This is a genomic window from Streptomyces sp. AC555_RSS877 (assembly GCF_019049245.1).
Taxonomy (GTDB): domain Bacteria; phylum Actinomycetota; class Actinomycetes; order Streptomycetales; family Streptomycetaceae; genus Streptomyces.
The window spans coordinates 51,052-68,722 of record NZ_JAGMUK010000128.1; the positions used below are offsets into that span (position 1 = coordinate 51,052).

Sequence of the window (17,671 nt, forward strand, 5' to 3'; positions counted from 1 at the left end):
CCCCGACAGCCGGACCCTGATTCCCGCCTTCTCCACCCGTACGTCCCGCAGTCGCAGCTCGCCCCGGGGTGGCTCGGGGAGCTGGAAGCCGAGGGAGAGCCGGTCGGCGAGGACCGGGCGGGTGAGGCGGGAGAGGGCGTCGAGGAGCGCCGGGTCGAGGCCGAGGCGGTCGAGCACCTCGGGGTGGGCCAGGGTCAGGTCGAGGAGGTTGACCCGCATGGCCTGGTGGACGAAGTCGCGGGAGCCGGTCAGCTCGGCGAGTTTGTCGTCGTTGCGCAGCGCCTGGCGGACGGTCGTGTCCGGTACTCCCATGCGCCGTACGACCGACGGCACGGCCAGCAGTGCGCGCACCTTGCGGGTCTCACGGGCCAGTCCGGCGGCCGACTCGGGCGTCAGGTGCAGGCCCTCCGAGGCGCGGACACCGGGCCGGTACGTGGCCAGGTCGCCCACGTTCAGGAGCATTCCGCCGATCGTCGTGGTGATGGCCTGGTCGCCGTCGCGCCCGATGCGTACGTCGGCCCGCAGCCGCAGATCGTGTCCGGCGACCGGGAGCGTGCCGCGCGCCAGGATCCGGTCGCGGCCGGTTCCCGTGAACGTCACCTGGGACGCGCCGAGTTCGCGATTCATGTCGGCGAAGGAGAGCAGCACGTCACCGCGCAGCTCGGGAATGCGGGCCCCGCGCACGGAGGTCGGCCCGTCGCCCTCGAGGGTGATGTCCCGTGCCGTCGCCGACACCGAGGCCAGCGTGACCCGGTCGGCCGCCACGTCCGGGACGGTCACCTTCACCGCCTCCAGGTGTCCGCCGACGAGTTGGGGCAGGAAGGGGAAGCCGTCGATCTGCACCTCGGGTGCCGCGGACAGCTTCATACGGTCCTTGAGGGCGTCCGCCGCCCGCTGTTCGGCGTAGAGCACGGCCCAGCGGTCACCGAGGGTGAGGAAGGCGGCGAGCACCGACAGGCCCGCCACCGCCTTCAGCGCGAACGGCAGTCCGGCGAAGCGACCGCGCCGACGGCGTCGGCCGCCCCGGCGGTGCTGGGGCGGGGACCATGACTCGTCCCCGCCCAGCACTTCAGGTGCTTCAGGTGCTTCAGGTGCTTCATACGGGTCTGCGTAGGGCTGTGTCGATATGTGGTGGGGGGCGCGCATCGATCCATCCGACCACGCGTGTGCCCCCCACCCGCAACCTCAACCCGAGGTATGCGACTCAGCTCACGATCACCACGCGCACTACTGCACGACCGTGATCCGGTTCGTCACCGGCGGCGCGATCGGGTTCGCCGCCGAGGAGTTGGCCTTCAGGTACTTCTCCAGGGCCGCCAGGTCGTCTCCGCCGACGAGGTCGTTGGTGCCCTGCCCCAGGGTGAGGATGCCGTCACCGCCGCCCGCGAGGAAGCTGTTCGTCGCGACGCGGTAGGTGGCCGCCGGGTCGATGGCCGTGCCGTTGAGCTTGACGGTGTCGGCGACCACGCGGTCGGCGCCGGCCTTCGTCAGGTCGAGCGTGTACGTCAGGCCGGTCGACGGCAGCAGGATCTTCGGCGCGGCCGTGTTCGAGCCGCTCACCTGCTCCTTGAGGATCTGGATCAGCTGGGTGCCGGTGAAGTCCTGCAGGTTCACGGTGTTGGAGAACGGCTGCACCGTGAATCCCTCGGCGTAGGTCACCACGCCGTCGCCCTCGGTGCCCTTGGCCGCGTAGGTGAGGCCCGCGCGGACTCCGCCCGGGTTCATCAGCGCGAGGTCCGTCTCCGGGTCGAGCTCCTTGCCGTACGCCAGTTGCGCGTCGGCGATGAGGTCGCCCATCGGGGACTCGGTGCCGGCGCTCGGTATGTCGGCGGAGATGTAGCCGATCGCCTGGTTGCCGATGGGCGCCGCGAGGGTGTTCCACTTGCTGATCAGCTCGGTCATGTCCGTCGCCTTGGGGACGGTCCGGGTGACCACGTGGTTGGCGGACGCCACGGCCGTACGGGCGATGTCGCCCGTCCAACGGTCGTAGGTGAGCGTGGTGTCCGTGTAGAGACGGCCGAAGGACGCGGCCGAGGTGACCGTGCGCGGCTTGCCCGACGGGTCGTTGATCGTGCACGCGTACGCGGCGTGCGTGTGGCCCGTGACCAGCGCGTCGACCTGCGGGGTGATGTTCTTGGCGATGTCGACGATCGGGCCGGAGATGCCGTCGCCGGCGCCCGGGGAGTCGCAGTCGTAGTTGTACGACGCCGAGGCGGGCAGGCCGCCCTCGTGGATGAGCGCGACGATCGACTTGACGCCCTGCTTCTGCAGCACCTTGGCGTACTTGTTGATCGTCTCGACCTCGTCCTTGAACTTGAGGCCCTTGACGCCCTCGGCGGAGACGACGCCCGGGGTGTCCTCCAGGGTCACACCGATGAAGCCGACCTTGACGTCCTTCTTCTTCCACACCCAGTAGGGCTTGAGGATCGGCTTTCCGGTCTTCTCGTTCAGCACGTTCGCCGCGAGGTACGGGAAGTCGGCGCCCTCGAACTCCTCGTCGGTGTAGCAGCCGGCGGTCGGGTGGCAGCCGCCGTTCTGCAGGCGGCCCAGCTCCCTGGCGCCCTCGTCGAACTCGTGGTTGCCGACGCTCGTCACGTCGAGGTCGAGCTTGTTCAGCGCCTCGATGGTGGGCTCGTCGTGGAAGAGGCCCGAGATCAGCGGGGAGGCACCGACCATGTCGCCGCCGGCCGCCGTGATGGAGTACTTGTTGCCCTCGCGGGCCTGGCGCAGGTGGGTGGCGAGGTACTCGACACCACCGGCGTCGATCGTCTTGGTGGTGCCGTCCGCGTGGACTTCGGTGACCCGGCCGGACGAGCCGGACGGCGGCTCCAGGTTGCCGTGCAGGTCGTTGAACGACAGCAGCTGTACGTCCTGGTAGCGGCCCGGCGCCTGACCGCCGGGCCTGCCCTTGCTCTCGCCCGCGCTCGCCGACGACGGCAGCGCGGCCGCCAGCGCGCCGACCGTGGCGAGACCGGCGGCCGCGGCCACCAGACGATACGTACGACGTCTGCGGTGCTCGTACGACTGGGATGTGGCTGGCATACGCCCCCCTGAGTTTCTGGTGAGGAAGTGGGTGAGGAAGTGGCCCCGTCCCGGCGCAGCCTAGGGTCAACGCGCGTAGCGCGACAGAGGTTTCGTGGTTACATCCTGGTTGCTTCTTTGCCGCCACTTTGCCGGTACCTCCCCTTACCCTCGTACGCATGACCAGCGACGACACCGCACTCCCCGGCAGCTCCCGCTCGATCGAAACCCACTTCGCGCTTCCCCCGGACCGGACCGAGGCCGTGCTCGGGCTGCTCGCGGAGGCCGCCCGTAACGACGGGCAGCAGGCAGTCTCCGAACAAGGGCGGCTGCAGTTGCGGGGCGGAGCGCGCGAGGGCGTGTCCCATTTGCTGCTGTCTGTGGGGGCCGAACTGGTCGGCTACGCGCAGTTGGAGGACACCGACCCGGTGGAGGCGCCGGCCGCCGAACTCGTCGTCCACCCCGCGCACCGCGGTCACGGCCACGGGCGGGCGCTGGGCTCGGCGCTTCTCGCCGCGTCCGGCAAGCGGCTGCGGGTGTGGGCGCACGGTGGCCACTCCGCCGCGCGGCATCTGGCGCAGGTCCTCGGACTCACCCTCTTCCGCGAACTGCGCCAAATGCGGCGTTCCTTGACGGACCTGGACCTTGCGGACCCGGTGCTTCCCGAGGGCGTGACCGTCCGCACCTTCGTCCCCGGCGCCGACGACGCGGCCTGGCTCGCGGCCAACGCGGCCGCCTTCGCCCACCATCCCGAGCAGGGTTCGCTCACGCAGCGGGACCTCGACGACCGCAAGGCCGAACCGTGGTTCGACCCCTCCGGGTTCTTCCTCGCCTTCCGCGGCGACGAACTGGTCGGGTTCCACTGGACGAAGGTCCACTCGGACGAACGGCTCGGCGAGGTGTACGTGGTGGGCGTACGGCCCGGGGCCCAGGGCGGGGGGCTGGGCAAGGCCCTTACGGCGATCGGGTTGCGGCACCTCGCGAGGCGGGGGCTGCCGACGGTGATGCTGTATGTCGACGCCGACAACAAGGCGGCGGTGTCGGTGTACGAGCGGCTGGGGTTCGTGACGTACGAGACGGACCTGATGTACCGCACGGAGACGTGACGCCGGGCGGCGTCAGTGCGGGTCTTGCTGGGGGCTCCGCCTCAGACCCCCGGTCTGTGCCCACCCACCACCCGACTCGGTCGGTCGAGAGGTGGCCGACTCGGTCGGACGACCGGGGCGTCTCAACGGACCGCCCAGGACCCGACTCGGCGAGCGGCCAAGCCAAGCCCTCCACTCGGCGCCCAGCCCGCAGCCCGGCTCCGCCCCCAGCCTCAGGCGCCCGCAGGCCCCCCGGACGTCACCCGCTCGTCGGGCCCGCCACCGCGGACCGACGACGCAGCGGCAGGCCCCGCCGTAGCGGTTCCGGGCCGCACGCGCCCCACACCAGCGTCGCCGCCGCCAGGACCAGCGCCCAGCGTTCGTGGGCGGCCTGCCACTGCGGGTCGCCGGTCGGTACGAACAGGGACCAGCGGTCCGGCAGCAGGAGTTGGGCCAGGATCGCCGTCGTCAGGAGGCCGGCCGCGACGGACGGTCCCGGCTCGGGCTCGTTCGCGAAGCGCACGGCTGTCGCGGCGGCGGCGAGTGCGAGGGCGGCGGCCGCGGCGGCCTCCAGGGTGAGGGCTCCGACCGGGGGGCGCACCTCATGCGGTACGAGGGCCAGTACGGCCGTCCACCACAGCACGGCCACCGGCGCGACCCACGCCACCCGCAGTCCCGCCCGCACCCAGCGCCGGGTGGTGACGGGCACGGTGAGGTGCCGGGCGGGGTCGTCCAGCAGGAACGACAGGCCGAGGGCGAAGGCGAGGGCGGCGGCCCGCAGCAGGTTGAGGGCCAGCCATGCGTCCGGCGGGCCGTCGGCCAGCCGCGGCAGCGCGACGATCAGCAGCCCCACGACGGCCCCCGCGCCCAGCGCCCGCCAGGGCACGGTACGCCCGACAGCCCACACCAAGTCCCCGCTCACACCACGCACGTGACGGCCCCCCTCGACGCCCTGCACAGCCATGCCCCACCCACTCGCACCCCGGTCCCGCACCACCACGCCCCCTCACTCCGTCGCTCCCTCACTCCGTCACTCCCCGCACTCGTCGTCCTCCTTGGGCACCTCGGCTCCCAGCACTCGGGCCGCCTCAGCCGTGGTCACTCCCGGGGCCGTCAGTTCGGCCCAGTGCTTCTTGACCGTGGCGGTGACCTCATCCCGCGGACGCTTGAGCAGTTCGACCACCACCGACGTCTGTCCGGCGGACATGGACAGCGGGTGGGTGGGCGTCAGGACGATCGCGGAGCCGCTGAGGCTGTCGTCGAGGCGGACGTCCCGCAGGTCGGCCGTCGGGTCGGCGGCGCCGCCGAGGGCGAGCCACATGACGGTCACCATCCGGCCGTCGCACAGTTCGCCGCCCTTGGTCTCGTCGCCCGCGACCAGCACGGAGGCGACGGCCGCCGCGAACTCCGGGACGCGGTTGCCGCCCCAGCGCGTGCCGACGGTGACCTGGTGGGGCGTGGTGGCCGGGGTGATCGTGCTGTCGGAGGTGTAGCCGTAGGTGGCGTCGATCCGCTGCCGTACCAGCAACCGCTGCTCGGCTGCCGGGCCGGCCGCGAGGGACTGGACCCGGTCGACGACACCGGCCCAGGTGTCCGCCCGGCCGGTCCACTCCGGGAACGCGCAGTACGTCGAGGCGCCGTGCCGGGTGCAGGACTGTTGCTTCTCCGGGCTGAGGGTGGCCCGCTCCCGGGCCGCGCTCAGCTCGGCCGAGACGCCCCCGGACTGGGCGACCGCACCGGTCGCCGTGAGGGCGAGTGCGCCCGCGAGGCCCGCCTTGACGGGCCAGGCCCGGCCGCCGCCGGCCAGTACGGCAGCCGTGGCCAGGAGCAGGACGAGGCCGATCAGGTAGAGGGCGTGCCAGGCGGCGGGCCGCCCGATCAGGTCGGACGGCAGTGTCTTGGAGCTGTTCTCGCCGACGACCGGCGACAGCCAGCGGCTCCACTCGGCGCCGCCCGTGCCGGCGGAGATGAACGTGGCGGCGGTGAACAGGCCGAGCACCAGGATCGGCGCGGCGAACACGGTCGGCACCAGGCGGGCGATCAGCACGCCGAGGGCGCCGCACAGCAGCACGTACAGGGGCCCGACGGCGAGTTCGGCGACCGATCCGTGGCCCACCGCGCCCGGCCTGAGGGCCTGCCAGGTGAACTCGCCCAGCACCACCAGCGCGGTGAGCACGGCGAACGGCAGGACCGACAGGACGTGCGCGACCGTTCGCCGCCACGGCTCCATCACCAGCACGTCGAAGTGCCGGTCGGTGCCGTGCCGACGGGAGCGCAGCGCGCCCCGGTTGACGCAGACGAGCAGCGCGATGCCGAGGAGCAGGGGCGCGGACTGCGTTCCCCGGTCGACGTCCTGGAGGGCGGGGAAGGCGTTCATGCCCTCGCGTTCGCTCAGCAGCGTCCAGAGGGTGTAGCCGACGTAGACGAGGAGGGTGACCAGGACCGGGATGTACCGCAGGAGGTCGCGTGCCTCGAAGCGGGCGAGGGCGGCCACGGCCGCCCAGGGCCGGTGCGGTTCGCCGGGCACGACGGGCGGGGTCGTCCGGAGGCCGTCCGGTTCCATGACCGTGTTCATGCTGCCGCCACCTCCGTGTCCGCGCCGTCGAGGGTGAGCAGGTAGCCGTCCTCCAGGGTGGGTTCGAGGAGGTCGGCGCCCGGCGGTGGATCGCCGACGTTGCGGAAGGAGCCGGTGCCGGTGCGCCAGCCGGCCAGTGCGCCGGGGTCGCGTTCCGTGCTGCTCCACACCCGGCCGGCGGCCCGGGCGGTCAGTTCGGCCGGGGTGCCGTCGAAACGGACCCGGCCGGCGGCCAGGACGACGACCCGGTTGCAGAGCATCGCCACGTCCTCCGTCTGGTGGGTGGACAGCAGTACGGTCCGCCCCTCGCCCGCCTGCGCGATCAGCTCCCTGAAGCGCATGCGCTGTTCGGGGTCGAGGCCGACGGTCGGCTCGTCGAGGACGAGGAAGCCGGGGTCGCCGACGAGCGCGGCCGCCAGCGCGACCCGCTGCCGCATGCCGCCGGACAGCCTCTTGATGCGCCGGCCGCGTACGTCACCCAGGTCGACCTCTTCGAGAACGCGCCGCACCTCGCGGTGGCGGGCACCCCGGTCGGTCAGCTCCTTCAGGATCGCCACGTAGTCGACGAACTCGAAGGCAGTGAAGTCGGGGTGGAAGCCGGGGGTCTGCGGCAGATAGCCGAGCGAGCGCCGCACCTCCTGCCGCCCGCGTGAGGTGCCCGGGTCGCTCCCGAGCACGGTGAACGCCCCGTGGTCCGGCGGCACGGCCGTGGCCAGCACCCGCAACAGGGTGGTCTTCCCGGCCCCGTTGGGTCCGAGCAGTCCGGTGACGCCCCGGGTCAGCCGCAGCGACACGTCGTCGAGGGCGCGGGTACCGCCGTAGCGAAGGCTCAGCCCGGAGGCGGAGACGGTGGGGGTCATACGGAACTCCCGTTGAAGAGGTCGAAACGGTCACGAAGAAGGAAGAGCAGCCCGGCGGCGAGCGCGGCGACCGCCGCGGCCGCGCCCTGCCCGGCGGCGGTGAACGGTGCGAGTGGGTCGCCGTCGGCCGCCTGATGGGCGTGTGCCGTCAGCAGCAGGGCGATCCAGGACCCGCCGACCAGGGCCGGCGCGAGTACCGGTCCCAGCCTCGGCGTGAGCGCCAGGCCGGTCGCGGTGAGGGCGAGCGCGGGCAGCAGCCAGGCGAGGGCACGCAGCCCGTAGCCGGGGAGCGCGAGCGTGGCGAGCCCGTTGAGGCCGAGTCCGGTGACGAGGACGGCGACCGTACGGACCATCAGCAGCCGGAAGCCGTGCGTCGGCGAGACGACGGCCATCTCGTACGTCGGGTCCAGTGCGGGTCCGTACGACAGCGCGACCCCGGCGAGCGGCAGCAGCGGCGCGAGCGCCAGGAAGAGCGTGGGCGTGCCGGCGTCCGGGCGGGTGTTCGCCACGAGCACGGTCATCACCAGGACGGCGACGACCGAACCGAGCCAGGACGCGCGCAGCACCGGCGTGGCCGCGAGCAGCCGCGCGGTGTGGTCGGCGACCCCGACCCGGATCAGCAGCGACTCGAACAGGCCCGGCCGGGGGGCGTCGAGTTCGGCGTCGAGCCGTTCCCACCCCGCGTCGAGGGCGACCGGGTCGCTCACGTCGGCGAGCACACCCCGGCACCTTGCGCAGGCGGTGAGATGCGCGTCGGCGGACCACAGGGCCGGGGGCGCCAACTCGCCCTGGGCGTAGGCCCGCAGATCCTCCTCGGACACATGCCAGGTCATGCCGCCACCTCCCGCGATCGTCGGTTCGTCCTCATGCCAGCGCCTCCCGCAACTGCTTCCGGGCGCGCATCGCCCGCGTCTTGACCGTGCCCGGCGGGATGCCGAGGAGGACGGCCGCCTCCCGGGTGGTCAGCCCGTCGATGACCGTCGCCTGCAGCACGGCGCGCAACTCCGGTGAGAGCCGGACCAGGGCGCCCGCGAGGTCCCCGTGCTCCACCCCCGCGAGCACGCGTTCCTCCGCGGACGCCTCGTCCCGGTGCCGCAGCCGCGCCAGCGCCTGCCGCAGCCGCCCCCGTGCCCCGTCGCCGCGCAGCGCGTCGACCAGCCGCCGCGAGCCGATGCGCCACAGCCACCCGGCGACATCGCCCTCCGCGTGGTAGCGGGCGGTCCCCCGCCACACCGCCAGGAACGTCTCCTGGACGACGTCGTCGACGATCCCGGCGTCGGAGCACCGGCCGCGCAGTCGTGCGGTGAGCCACGGCGCGAAGCGCCGGTACAGCTCTTCGAAGGCGCGCCGGTCCCCGTCCGCCGCGATGGCCCGCAGCAGCTCCCCGTCGCTTCTCGTTTCGCTCACGTCTCCTCATCGGACGAGCCCGGTCGATCGGTTCACGCGATCACGCTTGACTTTTCCACGCCCCTTCCACCACCCTTTCACTACTCAATTAGTGAAAGGGTGGTGGAACGCGTGGTCGAGTACCGCATCGACCGGCACAGCGGCGTAGCCACCTACGTCCAGATCGTCCAGCAGACCAAGCAGGCACTCCGTCTCGGCCTGCTCGAACCCGGCGACAGACTGCCGACGGCCCGCGAGGTCGTCGCCGCCACCGCCATCAACCCGAACACCGTGCTCAAGGCCTACCGCGAACTGGAACGGGAGGGCCTGGTCGAGGCACGACGAGGCCTCGGCACCTTCGTCCGGCGCACGCTGGGCACCGCACCGGCCGACTCACCCCTGCACGGCGAGCTGGACACCTGGACGGCCCGGGCCCGCGAGGCCGGGCTGGGCCGGGAGGACGTGGCCGCACTGTTCACCGCCGTACTCGAGAAACACTTCCAAGGAGACCCGTCATGACCGACACGGCGATGGCCGCGACCGCGCTGGGCAAGCGCTTCGGCCGCCGAGGAGGCTGGGCACTGAAGTCGTGCACCTTCCGGCTGCCCGCCGGCCGCGTCTGCGCGGTCGTCGGCCCCAACGGGGCGGGCAAGTCCACCCTGCTCGCCCTCGCCGCCGGCCTGCTGGTCCCCAGCGAGGGCACGGTGACCGTCCTCGGGACGACCCCGGGCGAGGCACGCGCACGCGTGGGCTTCGTCGGCCAGGACAAGCCGCTGTACCCGCAGCTCAGCGTCGCCGAGACGCTGCGGATGGGCGCCGACCTCAACCCCGGCCGCTGGGACGCGGCCGCCGCCGAGCGGATCGTGGCCGACGGCGAGCTGAACCCCACGTCCCGCATACGCTCCCTCTCCGGCGGCCAGCGCACCCGCGTCGCACTCGCCCTGGCCCTGGCCAAGCGCCCCGAACTGCTGCTGCTGGACGAGCCGATGGCCGACCTCGACCCGCTGGCCCGGCACGAGCTGATGGGCGTCCTGATGGTGCGGGCCGCCGAGCACGGCACCACGATCGTGATGTCCTCGCACGTGGTCGCCGAACTGGAGGACTCCTGCGACCACCTGCTGCTGATCGGCGGCGGCCGGGTGCGCCTCGCCGGCGAGATCGACGAACTCCTCGCCGCCCACGCGCGTGTGTCCGCCCCCGCGGAGACCGGCCTGGCCCCGCACACCGTCGTCGAGTCCCGCACCACCGGCCGCCAGCTCACCGCCCTGATCCGCCCGGCGGGCCCGGTTCCCGAAGACTGGCGCGTCGACGGCCGCCTCTCCCTGGAGGAGCTGGTCCTCGCCCATCTGCGCAACCCCGAGGCGCCGGCCCTGACCCCGGCCGAGCTCGAGGAGAAGGCCGCGTGAGCACGATGACCGCACCCACCCCGGCGGCAGTACCGGGCCCCGCCGCCCCGCCGCCCGCCCCCGCCGCACCGCCCCGGCAGTTCCGCTGGCTGCTGCGCCTGCACCGCCCGGCCCTGTACGCCTGGACGGGGCTGGTCCTCGCCCTCGCCGGCCTGCTCCTGTGGCTCGGCGGGCCGCTCACCGACGCGTCGGCGGCCGGATGGCAGCAGTACAACGCCTACCAGGCGGACGCGGCAAAGGCGTACGACCAGGACGCGATCCTCCTCTACAAGGACGTCTCCCAGTACACGAGCGTCGCCCTCCTGGTGGTGCCGTTCCTCGTCGCCGCCTGGGCCGGCGCCTCGCTGATCGGCCGCGAACTGGAGAGCGGCACCGCCCGGCTCGCGTGGACGCAGGGCGTGACGCCCACCCGCTGGCTGGCCGCGAAGCTCGCCCTGCCCGCGGCCCTGATCACCACCGGCACCGCCCTCGCGGCCCTGCTGCACCACCTGGCGTGGTCGGCGGGCCGGGGCCGCGTCGACACCGCCAAGCCCTGGTACAGCGTCGAAACCCTCTACGCGGGCGGCCCCGTGATCGTCGCCCTCGCCCTGGCGGGCCTGGCCGCCGGCGCTCTCCTGGGCCTGCTGCTGCGCCGGTCGCTCGCCGCCCTGATCGGCGCGGCCTGCACCACGGGCGTCCTGTGGATCGCGATGTTCCTTGCCCTGCCCCACCTCTGGCCGACCGCCACCCGCGTCAGCAGCCTGCGGGAAGGCCCCTCGGGCTCCGGCCTCGGCGTCGCGGAGGGCCTGCTCACCGCCGACGGCGACCGCCTCGACATCCCCCGGTACTGCGGCAGCAGCCACGACCCCTCGTGCGCCACGCTCTTCGACCGCCTGAACGCCGTCAGCTTCTACAAGGACTACCACCCCGAGTCCCACTACTGGGCCCTCCAGCTCATGGCGACCGCCGTCCTCCTCGCCGTCACCGCGCTGCTGACCGTGTCGGCGTTCCGGGTACTGCGGCACCGGACCGCCGGCCACAAGGGAGCCGCCGTATGACCGCCGTCGGGGGCCTGCCGCGCACGGTGCTGCGCCTGCACCGCACGGCCGGGATCGTGTGGGCGGTCTTCGTCCTCGGCGCCGTCGCCTGGCTGGTGTGGCTGAACCAGGTCACCGCGGACTCGGTGCGCGCCACGCTGGACAGCTGCCCCAGGAACTCCGGCATCTGCGACGCCGTCTGGGCCAGCCTCGACTACAGCGGGCCGACGAGCTGGATCAGCACGCTCATGTACTACAGCTTCTGGGCCGTCGCCGCCTGGGCGGGCGGCTCACTGATCGGCCGCGAACTGGAGAGCGGCACCGCCCGGCTCGCCTGGACGCAGGGCGTCACGCCCACCCGCTGGCTGGCCGTCAAACTCGCGGTGCCGGCCCTGCTGATCGTCCTCGGCGGCGCGGTCTTCGTCCCCGTCTACCGGTGGGCCTGGTCGGCGAACCGGGACCTGATGGGCGACGACTGGAGCTTCCCCGACGTGTTCGCCGCCCACGGCCCGGCGGTGGTGGCGTACGGCCTGTGCGCCCTCGCCGTCGGCACGCTCACCGCGCTCCTGCTGCGCCGCTCGCTGCCCGCGCTCGGGGTCTCCGTCGCCGTGATGGTGGTGCTCAACCAGTACCTGGAACGGCAGCGGGAGGATTTCTGGCCGACGGTGACCGGCGGCTCCGGCCGGCCCAAGGTGACCAACGAGTGGTGGCACGTGGGCGACGGCACCTACCACCCCCCGTCCCACTTCTGGCCCCTGCACCTCGTCGAGACCGGCATCCTCCTCGCCGTCACCGCCGCGGCCACCACCACCGCCTTCTGGCTGCTGCGCCGCCGCACCCGCTGAAACGGGCCGTACCTCCCTCACGGAGGGGGAGGAACGTGCGGTTCGGGGCGTCCGCCGCCGGGCGCGGACGCCCGTGAGCCGTCCCCCGGTGTCCCACACGCCATGTCGCCGTAACCGCTGGTTCAGACAGGCTTGCAAGGCTCAGTGGATGAAGCCCGCCGTGCCAGAGCCCGCGCCGCCCCCCGACGGGACAGCGGGGAACGGGGAGGCCCGTGTCGCCCCCGCGCTCCCGCCCGCCCTGTCCGACGCGCCTGTATCGCTCGTGGCGCGGAAGAATGGGTCCATGAGCCAGCCAAACACCCAGGCACAGGTCCAGCACGCCCAGCCCTCCGTGGGTTCCATCGCCGCGCACCGCCCGCACACCGTGTCGGCCGCCGTCTCCGACCTGGAACCCGACATCGACGCCGACCTCGACGCGTACGAGGAGGCGCCGTTCGACGGCCCCCAGCTCCCCCAGGGCCGCTTCCTCGACCGGGAACGCAGCTGGCTCGCGTTCAACGAGCGGGTCCTCGAACTCGCGGAGGACCCGAACACCCCGCTGCTGGAGCGCGCGAACTTCCTCGCGATCTTCGCCAGCAACCTGGACGAGTTCTTCATGGTCCGGGTGGCCGGCCTGAAGCGCCGGATCGCCACCGGGGTCGCGACCCGGTCCGCGTCCGGCCTCCAGCCCCGCGAGGTCCTGGAGATGATCTGGGCCCGCTCGCGCGAGCTCATGGCCCGGCACGCCGCCTGCTACCACGAGGACGTCGCCCCCGCCCTCGCCGAGGAGGGCGTCCACCTGGTGCGCTGGAGCGAGCTCCAGGAGAAGGAACAGGCCCGCCTGTTCACCCTCTTCCGCCACCAGATCTTCCCCGTGCTGACCCCGCTGGCGGTCGACCCGGCGCACCCCTTCCCGTACATCTCGGGGCTGTCCCTCAACCTGGCCGTCGTCGTACGCAACCCCGTCACCGGGCACCGCCACTTCGCCCGCGTCAAGGTGCCGCCGCTGCTGTCCCGCTTCCTGGAGAGCTCCCCGGGCCGCTACGTCCCCATCGAGGACGTCATCGCCGCCCACCTGGAGGAGCTGTTCCCGGGCATGGAGGTCCTGGAGCACCACGCCTTCCGCCTCACCCGCAACGAGGACCTGGAGGTCGAGGAGGACGACGCCGAGAACCTCCTCCAGGCCCTGGAGAAGGAACTCATGCGGCGCCGCTTCGGACCGCCGGTGCGTCTGGAGGTGGAGGAGTCGATCGACCGCGAGGTCCTCGACCTCCTCGTCCGCGAGCTGAAGATCAGCGAGGCGGAGGTGTACCCGCTGCCCGGTCCCCTGGACCTCACGGGCCTCTTCCGCATCGCCTCCCTCGACCGGCCCGAGCTGAAGTACAAGAAGTTCATCGCCGGTGTCCACCGCGACCTGGCCGAGGTCGAGTCGGCGTCCGCGGCCGACATCTTCGCCGCCCTGCGCACCCGGGACGTGCTGCTGCACCACCCCTACGACTCGTTCTCGACGTCGGTGCAGGCGTTCCTGCAGCAGGCCGCCGACGACCCGGACGTCCTCGCCATCAAGCAGACCCTGTACCGGACCTCGGGCGACTCCCCCATAGTCGACGCGCTCATCGACGCCGCCGAGGCCGGCAAGCAGGTCCTCGTCCTGGTGGAGATCAAGGCCCGCTTCGACGAGCACGCCAACATCAAGTGGGCGCGCAAGCTGGAGGAGGCGGGCTGCCACGTCGTCTACGGCCTGGTCGGCCTGAAGACCCACTGCAAGCTGTCCCTGGTGGTCCGTCAGGAGGGCGACACGCTACGGCGGTACAGCCACGTGGGCACGGGCAACTACCACCCGAAGACGGCGAGGCTGTACGAGGACCTGGGCCTGCTGACGGCGGACCCGCAGGTCGGCGCGGACCTCTCGGACCTCTTCAACCGCCTCTCGGGCTACTCCCGCCGCGAGACGTACCGCCGCCTCCTGGTCGCCCCCAAGTCCCTGCGGGACGGCCTGATCGCGCGGATCAACAAGGAAGTCCAGCACCACCGTGCCGGACGCCCCGCCTTCGTCCGCATCAAGGTCAACTCGATGGTGGACGAGGCGATCATCGACGCCATGTACCGGGCGTCCCAGGCGGGCGTGCCCTGTGACGTGTGGGTGCGCGGCATCTGCGCGGTCCGCCCCGGCGTCACGGGCATGTCCGAGAACATCCGGGTCCGCTCGATCCTCGGCCGCTTCCTCGAACACTCCCGGGTGTTCGCCTTCGGCAACGGGGGCGAGCCGGAGGTGTGGTTCGGCAGCGCCGACATGATGCACCGCAACCTCGACCGCCGTATCGAGGCACTGGTGAGGGTCACCGACCCGGCCCACCGGGCGGCCCTCAACCGGCTGCTGGAGACGGGCATGTCGGACACCACCGCGTCCTGGCACCTCGGCCCGGACGGTGAGTGGACCCGGCACGCGACCGACCAGGACGGCCAGCCCCTGCGCAACGTCCAGGAGATGCTCATAGACGCCCGGAGGCGCCGGCGTGGCACAGCAACACCTTGACCCGACGAACCCCGTGACCGGGCCCGTGACGGGGGACGCCCTCGCGGGCTACCTGCGGTCCCGGGCCACGGAGTTCCTGCGCGCGCTCCGGCTGCACCGCGAGACCGGCGGCGGCACTTCCGGCGCGAACGGCGCGGAGGACTCCGCCGACGCGGCCCGAGCCCTGCGCCGCTCGGTCCGCCGCATCAGCGGCAGCCTGCACACCTTCCGCCCTCTCCTCGACGCCGAGTGGTCGGACGCGATGCGCCCCGAGCTGGCCTGGCTGTCGGGAACGCTGGCGATGGAGCACGCGTACGGGGCCCGGCTGGACCGTCTCCTCCTGGCGCTGCACCGCTTGTCGGGAACGGTGTTCCCGACCCAGCCACCGGTCACGACCCCGCCCCTCGACGCAGCCACGAGCGCCGCTCCCGCCGCCTACGGAGCTGTGGGCAGTCGTTCCGCTGGGGCGGAACGGGTGGGCACTGGGGGCACCTCCCAGGCCCTCAGGGCACTGGGGGAGGAAACCGGCAGCGCCGGCCCCCGCCCGGCGCCCGACCCCGACCGCGGCAACCTCACCGTCGGCGCGGCGAAGGCGGGCGCCCTGCTCGAACGCCAGCTCACCCTCGCCCGGACCCGGGCGCACAGCACCGCCCTCCAGACCCTCGGCTCCTCCCGCTTCCACGCGGTCGCCGACAACATCGCCTTACTCGCCAGCGAGGTCCCCCTCACTCCCACGGCGACCACCACCGGCCTGCACTCCTTCGCCGCCGCCGCCGAGGACCGCCTCACGGACGCGATCGCGGCCCTGCCCCTCGTCACCGCCGGCAGCCCCTACAACGCGGAGGCCCTGATCCACGGCCTCTCCCCGGACCCGGCCCCGCACCCCCAGGACGCCCCCTGGCACCAGGTCCGTCTCCTCCTGCGCCTGCACCGCTACGCCCGCGAGGTCCTGGACGGCGGGGACGAGCCCGTCGACGTCCGGCTGCTCACCGCGGGCCAGGCCCTCGACCGCCACCGCGACGCCTCGGAGGCGGCGGCGGCCGCGGCCCAGGCGGCCCGTACCCCCCGTATCGCCCCCGCGACGGCGTACGCCCTCGGCGTGCTCCACGCCGACCAGCGGCACGAGGTGGAGGCGGCACGTTTCGCCTTCCAGCAGTCCTGGCTGAGGCAGGCGCTCGGCACACCCTGACCCATCTCCTCGTGGAGGCGGTGACACCGATGCCCCAAGCGAACGAGGCCGGGGAGCCCTCCGTCCTGGCGGCCGGCTGCGTCCTGTGGCGCCGCTCCCCCGTCGACGGCGAGCTGGAGGTCTGTCTCGTCCACCGGCCGAAGTACGACGACTGGTCGCACCCCAAGGGCAAGCTGAAGCGCGGCGAGGCCCACCTGTCCGGCGCCCTGCGCGAGGTGGAGGAGGAGACGGGTCACCGGGCCGTGGCCGGCGCCCGCCTGCCCACCGTCCGCTACCTGGCGAACGGCCGCCCCAAAGAGGTCCGCTACTGGGCGGCCGAGGCCACGACCGGCGTCTTCACCCCGAACGACGAGGTGGACCGCATCCTGTGGCTCCCTCCGAAAGCGGCCCGAAACCGCCTCACCCAACCGAGGGACCGCGCTCTCATCGATGCCCTGCTCCGGACCCTCCACCTGAGATAGTCGGCGGAAATCACTCCGTGTCCTCGACGTGAGCGTTCCGTGACCTCACCGCACCTTTCTCAGGGGTTCACCCCCCGTTCATTCACGGCCTTCGGCGCCTTCACCTGTTCTGCCTAATTTCAGCCGTACAGACTTCGCACGCCGCCGGTTCAGGACGGCGGCTCTCGGAAGGAACTCCCTCAAGTGAAGCTTCAGCGCATGAACCGGCGGGCCCTCACCCTCGGTGCTCTCGCCGTCTCCGGCGCCCTGGCCCTCACGGCGTGCGGCTCCGACGACACCGGTGGCGGCGGCGGCGCCACGTCGACCGCGGCCGCCGGCAACATCAAGTGCGACGACGCCAAGGGCCAGCTCCTCGCCGACGGCTCCTCCGCGCAGAAGAACGCGATCGACGCCTGGGTCAAGCAGTTCTCCGCCGCGTGTGGCGTGCAGATCAACTACAAGGGCGGCGGCTCGGGCGCCGGCGTCACCGCGTTCACGCAGGGTCAGGTGGCCTTCGCCGGTTCCGACTCCGCGCTGAAGCCCGAAGAGGTCACCGCCTCGAAGAAGATCTGCTCCGGCGGCCAGGGCATCGACCTCCCGATGGTCGGCGGCCCGATCGCGGTCGGCTTCAACGTCTCCGGTGTCGACAAGCTCACCCTGGACGCCCCGACCCTCGCCAAGATCTTCAACAACGAGATCACCAACTGGAACGACGAGGCGATCAAGAAGCTGAACCCCGACGTCGACCTGCCCAACCTCAAGATCCAGGCGTTCCACCGCTCGGACGAGTCCGGCACGACGGACAACTTCACCAAGTACCTGATCGCCACCGCCAAGAGCGACTTCCCCTACGAGGGCGGCAAGGCCTGGCAGGCCAAGGGCGGCCAGTCCGCTCCGCAGTCCTCCGGTGTCGCCCAGCAGGTGAAGCAGACCAACGGCGCGATCGGCTACTTCGAGCTGTCGTACGCCAAGGACGGCATCAAGACGGTCGCCCTCGACACCGGTGCCGGCACCCCGGTCGAGGCCACCATCGACAACGCCACCAAGGCCATCTCGGACGCCAAGGTCGTCGGCACCGGCAACGACTACGCGCTGGAGCTGAACTACGCGACCAAGGCCGAGGGTGCCTACCCGATGGTCCTGGTCACGTACGAGATCGTCTGTGACAAGGGCAACAAGGCCGACACGCTGCCCGCCACCAAGGCGTTCCTGCGCTACATCGCCTCCGAGGACGGCCAGAAGATCCTCGCCGAGAACGACTACGCCCCCATCCCCGACGACATCATCGCCAAGGTCCGCACCACCATCGAGGGCCTGAGCTGATCCGAGTGCGGTCCGCCCGGGGGCTTTGAAA

16 protein-coding genes are annotated in these 17,671 nt (G+C 72.3%); 9 read left to right on the forward strand and 7 right to left on the reverse strand.

Annotated elements, in window-relative coordinates:
- Both KUM49_RS37340 and KUM49_RS37345 read right to left on the reverse strand, forming a co-directional pair.
- Positions 1-1,146 (reverse strand): DUF2993 domain-containing protein (locus KUM49_RS37340; protein WP_217241412.1); only part of this gene is annotated, 1,146 nt, incomplete at its 3' end.
- Between the two features lie 81 nt (positions 1,147-1,227).
- The gene (locus KUM49_RS37345; protein ID WP_217241413.1) at positions 1,228-3,042 is read right to left on the reverse strand and encodes a bifunctional UDP-sugar hydrolase/5'-nucleotidase; all 1,815 of its coding nucleotides are present in this window, start codon (positions 3,040-3,042) and stop codon (positions 1,228-1,230) included.
- Between the two features lie 158 nt (positions 3,043-3,200).
- Between KUM49_RS37345 and mshD the strand changes: the two genes are divergently transcribed.
- A complete protein-coding gene (gene mshD / locus KUM49_RS37350) occupies positions 3,201-4,127 on the forward strand; it encodes a mycothiol synthase (protein ID WP_217241414.1) in 927 nt (308 codons plus the stop codon).
- A gap of 238 nt (positions 4,128-4,365) precedes the next feature.
- Here the strand turns inward: mshD and KUM49_RS37355 are convergent, their stop codons facing one another.
- The 5 genes from KUM49_RS37355 to KUM49_RS37375 form a co-directional block, all read right to left on the reverse strand.
- Entirely contained in the window at positions 4,366-5,070 is a 705-nt protein-coding gene (locus tag KUM49_RS37355; RefSeq protein ID WP_217241415.1) for an ABC transporter, read from the reverse strand.
- A 66-nt stretch (positions 5,071-5,136) separates the two neighbouring features.
- Positions 5,137-6,681, reverse strand: coding sequence for an ABC transporter permease (locus KUM49_RS37360; protein WP_374200246.1), 1,545 nt, complete (start codon positions 6,679-6,681; stop codon positions 5,137-5,139).
- On the reverse strand, positions 6,678-7,541 hold the full coding sequence (locus tag KUM49_RS37365) for an ABC transporter ATP-binding protein (protein ID WP_217241416.1): 864 nt from the start codon (positions 7,539-7,541) through the stop codon (positions 6,678-6,680). Before KUM49_RS37365 ends, KUM49_RS37360 begins: the two co-directional genes overlap by 4 nt.
- Positions 7,538-8,374: an anti-sigma factor gene (locus KUM49_RS37370; RefSeq protein ID WP_217241417.1), complete on the reverse strand. Its 837-nt coding sequence runs from the start codon at positions 8,372-8,374 to the stop codon at positions 7,538-7,540. The genes KUM49_RS37365 and KUM49_RS37370 overlap by 4 nt, the downstream gene beginning before the upstream one ends.
- 31 nt (positions 8,375-8,405) lie before the next feature.
- Entirely contained in the window at positions 8,406-8,948 is a 543-nt protein-coding gene (locus KUM49_RS37375) for an RNA polymerase sigma factor (protein WP_217241418.1), read from the reverse strand.
- Positions 8,949-9,059: 111 nt separating this feature from the next.
- Between KUM49_RS37375 and KUM49_RS37380 the strand changes: the two genes are divergently transcribed.
- From KUM49_RS37380 to pstS, 8 genes are all read left to right on the forward strand, one after another.
- The gene (locus tag KUM49_RS37380) at positions 9,060-9,446 is read left to right on the forward strand and encodes a GntR family transcriptional regulator (RefSeq protein ID WP_217241456.1); all 387 of its coding nucleotides are present in this window, start codon (positions 9,060-9,062) and stop codon (positions 9,444-9,446) included.
- Positions 9,443-10,333 carry an ABC transporter ATP-binding protein gene (locus KUM49_RS37385; protein WP_217241419.1) on the forward strand — a complete coding sequence of 297 codons (891 nt, stop codon included), beginning with the start codon at positions 9,443-9,445 and terminating at the stop codon, positions 10,331-10,333. Before KUM49_RS37380 ends, KUM49_RS37385 begins: the two co-directional genes overlap by 4 nt.
- Before the next feature lie 5 nt (positions 10,334-10,338).
- Positions 10,339-11,370 (forward strand): ABC transporter permease subunit, encoded by a 1,032-nt coding sequence (locus KUM49_RS37390; RefSeq protein ID WP_217241457.1) that lies wholly within the window; start codon positions 10,339-10,341, stop codon positions 11,368-11,370.
- Positions 11,367-12,194 (forward strand): hypothetical protein, encoded by an 828-nt coding sequence (locus KUM49_RS37395; protein WP_217241420.1) that lies wholly within the window; start codon positions 11,367-11,369, stop codon positions 12,192-12,194. The genes KUM49_RS37390 and KUM49_RS37395 overlap by 4 nt, the downstream gene beginning before the upstream one ends.
- A gap of 148 nt (positions 12,195-12,342) precedes the next feature.
- Positions 12,343-14,709, forward strand: a complete 2,367-nt coding sequence (locus KUM49_RS37400; protein WP_217241421.1) for an RNA degradosome polyphosphate kinase — start codon at positions 12,343-12,345, stop codon at positions 14,707-14,709.
- Positions 14,690-15,877 carry a CHAD domain-containing protein gene (locus KUM49_RS37405; protein WP_217241422.1) on the forward strand — a complete coding sequence of 396 codons (1,188 nt, stop codon included), beginning with the start codon at positions 14,690-14,692 and terminating at the stop codon, positions 15,875-15,877. Before KUM49_RS37400 ends, KUM49_RS37405 begins: the two co-directional genes overlap by 20 nt.
- A gap of 29 nt (positions 15,878-15,906) precedes the next feature.
- On the forward strand, positions 15,907-16,338 hold the full coding sequence (locus tag KUM49_RS37410; protein WP_217241423.1) for an NUDIX hydrolase: 432 nt from the start codon (positions 15,907-15,909) through the stop codon (positions 16,336-16,338).
- Positions 16,339-16,521: 183 nt separating this feature from the next.
- Complete coding sequence (gene pstS / locus KUM49_RS37415; protein ID WP_217241424.1) at positions 16,522-17,640, forward strand: phosphate ABC transporter substrate-binding protein PstS; 1,119 nt, start codon at positions 16,522-16,524, stop codon at positions 17,638-17,640.
- Positions 17,641-17,671 lie beyond the last annotated feature (31 nt).

Coding starts and splice junctions, on each gene's coding strand:
- KUM49_RS37345 (WP_217241413.1), bottom strand. CDS start 3,042: ATGCCAGCCACATCCCAGTCGTACGAGCACCGCAGACGTCGTACGTAT.
- mshD (WP_217241414.1), top strand. CDS start 3,201: ATGACCAGCGACGACACCGCACTCCCCGGCAGCTCCCGCTCGATCGAA.
- KUM49_RS37355 (WP_217241415.1), bottom strand. CDS start 5,070: ATGGCTGTGCAGGGCGTCGAGGGGGGCCGTCACGTGCGTGGTGTGAGC.
- KUM49_RS37360 (WP_374200246.1), bottom strand. CDS start 6,681: ATGAACACGGTCATGGAACCGGACGGCCTCCGGACGACCCCGCCCGTC.
- KUM49_RS37365 (WP_217241416.1), bottom strand. CDS start 7,541: ATGACCCCCACCGTCTCCGCCTCCGGGCTGAGCCTTCGCTACGGCGGT.
- KUM49_RS37370 (WP_217241417.1), bottom strand. CDS start 8,374: ATGACCTGGCATGTGTCCGAGGAGGATCTGCGGGCCTACGCCCAGGGC.
- KUM49_RS37385 (WP_217241419.1), top strand. CDS start 9,443: ATGACCGACACGGCGATGGCCGCGACCGCGCTGGGCAAGCGCTTCGGC.
- KUM49_RS37390 (WP_217241457.1), top strand. CDS start 10,339: ATGACCGCACCCACCCCGGCGGCAGTACCGGGCCCCGCCGCCCCGCCG.
- KUM49_RS37395 (WP_217241420.1), top strand. CDS start 11,367: ATGACCGCCGTCGGGGGCCTGCCGCGCACGGTGCTGCGCCTGCACCGC.
- KUM49_RS37400 (WP_217241421.1), top strand. CDS start 12,343: ATGAAGCCCGCCGTGCCAGAGCCCGCGCCGCCCCCCGACGGGACAGCG.
- KUM49_RS37410 (WP_217241423.1), top strand. CDS start 15,907: ATGCCCCAAGCGAACGAGGCCGGGGAGCCCTCCGTCCTGGCGGCCGGC.